Consider the following 2762-nt stretch of genomic DNA (forward strand, 5'->3'; position numbering starts at 1 on the left):
CACCAGCGGGAGGAAGACGTACAGGCCCAGCGTCTGGATGACGCTCAGGCCCCGATCCGGCCACCGGCTGGTCCAACGCCTTCGTCAAGCAGGCCACCGCGCTGCTGCCCGCGTTCGACGGGGCCAGGACGAAGGACTGGGTGTCGGTCGACTTCGGGCGCGTCCGCACCTTCGACCGGGTGGCCGTCTCCTTCACGGCCGACGCGGGCCACACCCCGCCCGCGCGGGCCGAGGTGGCGGTGTGGAACGGGCACGCCTACGTGCCGGTGACCGGGGCGAGGGTGGAGTGGGCCACCGCCTCCGACCGCCCCACGGTCATCACCTTCGACCCGGTCCGCGGCTCCCGGCTGCGCCTGACCCTCACCAGCGCCCGCCCGGGTCGGCCGGAGGGAGCGGTGCGCATCGGCACGCTGGACGTGTGAGGGACGGGTCGAGAGCCTGCGGTACCGCGCCGCAGGCCATCCCACCTGGGCGTATTTACGCGTGAGTACCCGCGCGGTACCGTGAGGGCATGCCAGCTCTCAACGTGGAGTTCAGCGAACGGGAACTAGAGGACCTGCGCCAGATCGCCAAGGAGCGCGGTACGTCGATGAAGGCCCTGGTGCGCGAGGCCGCCGCCGCCGACATCGCCCGGCACCGCGCCCTGCAGGAGGGCGCGGAGGCCTTCCGCCGCTTCTTCGCCGGCCATGCCGAGGAGTTCGCGGCGGCCTTCCCCGACGACGAGCGCCCCGGCAGGGGCGAGGCCGCCTGACCGATGCCCTCCGTCATCCACATCGACGTTCCCTGGCTGCTCCAGCGGCACGAGGAGGTCCTGCCCGACCAGCCCGCCGTGGACGACTTCTCGGCTCTGGTCGCGGCCGTCGCCCGGCACCGGGTGGACCCGCCCCGGCTCGGCGTCGACTCCGACGCGGCCTGGCGGGCCGCCGCCCTGCTGCACACCCTCGCCGTGCTCAAGCCGCTGCCCGCCGCCAACGCCCGCTTCGCCTGCGCCACCGCCGTCGCCTACATGTTCGTCAGCGGTGCCGGTATCGACCCGCCCTACGGCGCGCTCGTCGACCTCGCGCGGGACCTCATCTCCGGCAAGACCGACGTCTACGGCGCTGCCGACCGGCTCCGCTCCTGGCAGATCTGACCCCGCTCCGGCCGGTGGAGGAAGCCGCCGGAGCCGCCGGCCGGAGCGGGGCCTCTCGGGGAGGACCGGACCCCAGTCCACCACCGCACCGCGCCCTTCGGGAGCGTGCGCGTCCGGCGGGTGCGTGTGCCCGCTTCACACGGGGCGCACGGGGCCGGGCGGCCCGGTGCGCGACCGGACGGGAACCGTCCACGCGGTGATCACTTCATGAACACGGGGAGTCATGAAGAGGCTCGAGGCGAGCGGAGCCGGAATGTTTCAGGACGATTAACGACGCGCTGATTTTCGGCCATCCAGTCCGTCCCCGGAGGGGAGAACCGCTCTGTTACGGGGTCCCGGCGTTCGATTTCCGTGACTTCGCGCCACTGATTCAACACGAAAGGTTACCGAAACCCATGGGTTCGATGTGAGTTTCGGCGGTGGACTCGGCAGAGTGGCGCACGCCGCCTCCGGCACCCGACCGGGCCGGAGCCGGCAACCCGTCTGTTCGAGCGGAAGGATGCACACAATGCGGAACACCGCGCGCTGGGCAGCGGCCCTCGGCCTCACGGCCGCCGCCGTTTGCGGACCCCTGACCGGGGCCGCCGTCGCTGCACCGGGCGCCGCCCCGTCGTCGCTCTACGCCCCCTCGGCACTGGTGCTCACCACCGGCCACGGCAACGACGCGGCCACCGCCACTCCGGAGCGCGCCGTCACCCTGAACTGCGCGCCCACGGCCTCCGGCACCCATCCCGCCCCGGCCGAGGCCTGCGCCGAACTGCGCGGCCTCAACGGCGACCTCGACGCCCTCAAGCCCGCCGACGGCGTGATGTGCACCAAGGTGTACGACCCCGTCGTGGTCACGCTCCAGGGCGTCTGGCAGGGCCAGCGCGTCTCCTACGAGCGCACGTTCGGCAACGCGTGCATGAGGGATGCCGTGGGCGGCAGCCTCTTCGCGTTCTAGGACCGGGATCGCGCGGAACCCCGTGAACGCCGGATCAGGCCCGCAACTGGGGAGTGCGGCCCCTGGGTCGGGGAACCTGCGATCTCGTAACCGGGGCAGGCGGGCGGAGTGGGGCCGCCCGCCGGCTCCGGGCACCACAGCCGCTCCCCGGCCGGTCCGTGGGGGGCCGTCCGGGGAGCGGCGAAAAACGTACGGTTTCAACGCGGCGGATCGGCCCTGCGCCGGTGGCTCGTGTCGCACCAGGGGTAGCGGCGACTGCGCCGACAGGTACACAGAGCGACGCGGAACCGGTCCGAGCGGACCGTGGTCCCGTCCTCCAGTTCGACTTCCACGGGCCCTTCCATCAGGAGGGGCCCGCGCCGTCGCACGATGACCCGCCGGGCGGGCACGGGGGAGGCACCGGACTCGCGCGGAGCGCTGTCAGCGGGGTCGTTCGGCACGGATGACCACCAGCTCTTCCTTGTCGTCGGCCGGCGCGAGCAGCCCGCGCCGGCGCAGCCAGTCCTCCCGGGAGCGCAGCACCGGACCGAAGGGGACCCGGCGGCGCCGGACCACCTCGGCCTTCAGACCCGCCGCCCGCAGCAGTTCCAGGGTGCGATCGGGGCCGCTGAGCGCCGAGTGCACGAGCAGCAGCAGCCCGCCGGGGCGCAGCAGCGCCGGGGCGTCCCGGCAGATCCGGTCCAGCAG

General features: G+C 73.2%; 4 protein-coding genes and 2 pseudogenes. 4 read left to right on the forward strand and 2 right to left on the reverse strand.

Going from position 1 to position 2762, the window contains the following annotated elements:
• Positions 1–53: 53 nt before the first annotated feature.
• The 4 genes and pseudogenes from H5J33_RS30050 to H5J33_RS30065 form a co-directional block, all read left to right on the forward strand.
• Positions 54–422, forward strand: a pseudogene (locus H5J33_RS30050) (discoidin domain-containing protein); the annotation flags it as partial.
• Between the two features lie 89 nt (positions 423–511).
• The gene (locus H5J33_RS30055; RefSeq protein ID WP_030607465.1) at positions 512–751 is read left to right on the forward strand and encodes a hypothetical protein; all 240 of its coding nucleotides are present in this window, start codon (positions 512–514) and stop codon (positions 749–751) included.
• A 3-nt stretch (positions 752–754) separates the two neighbouring features.
• A complete protein-coding gene (locus tag H5J33_RS30060) occupies positions 755–1132 on the forward strand; it encodes a hypothetical protein (RefSeq protein ID WP_030607468.1) in 378 nt (125 codons plus the stop codon).
• Positions 1133–1640: 508 nt separating this feature from the next.
• Positions 1641–2075, forward strand: a complete 435-nt coding sequence (locus tag H5J33_RS30065) for a protease inhibitor (RefSeq protein ID WP_181797941.1) — start codon at positions 1641–1643, stop codon at positions 2073–2075.
• A 197-nt stretch (positions 2076–2272) separates the two neighbouring features.
• Here H5J33_RS30065 and H5J33_RS38475 read toward each other — a convergent pair whose 3' ends face one another.
• Together H5J33_RS38475 and H5J33_RS30075 are read right to left on the reverse strand one after the other, a co-directional pair.
• Positions 2273–2515, reverse strand: coding sequence for a CDGSH iron-sulfur domain-containing protein (locus tag H5J33_RS38475; RefSeq protein WP_181797942.1), 243 nt, complete (start codon positions 2513–2515; stop codon positions 2273–2275).
• Positions 2496–2762, reverse strand: a pseudogene (locus H5J33_RS30075) (methyltransferase); the annotation flags it as partial. The gene H5J33_RS38475 and the pseudogene H5J33_RS30075, both read right to left, overlap by 20 nt.

The sequence above is a fragment of the Streptomyces sp. WELS2 genome, from assembly GCF_013870595.1.
GTDB lineage: Bacteria > Actinomycetota > Actinomycetes > Streptomycetales > Streptomycetaceae > Streptomyces.

What these genes read in the sequence shown, in the direction of transcription:
- H5J33_RS30055 (WP_030607465.1), top strand. Translation starts at nt 512, where the DNA reads ATGCCAGCTCTCAACGTGGAGTTCAGCGAACGGGAACTAGAGGACCTG.
- H5J33_RS30060 (WP_030607468.1), top strand. Translation starts at nt 755, where the DNA reads ATGCCCTCCGTCATCCACATCGACGTTCCCTGGCTGCTCCAGCGGCAC.
- H5J33_RS30065 (WP_181797941.1), top strand. Translation starts at nt 1,641, where the DNA reads ATGCGGAACACCGCGCGCTGGGCAGCGGCCCTCGGCCTCACGGCCGCC.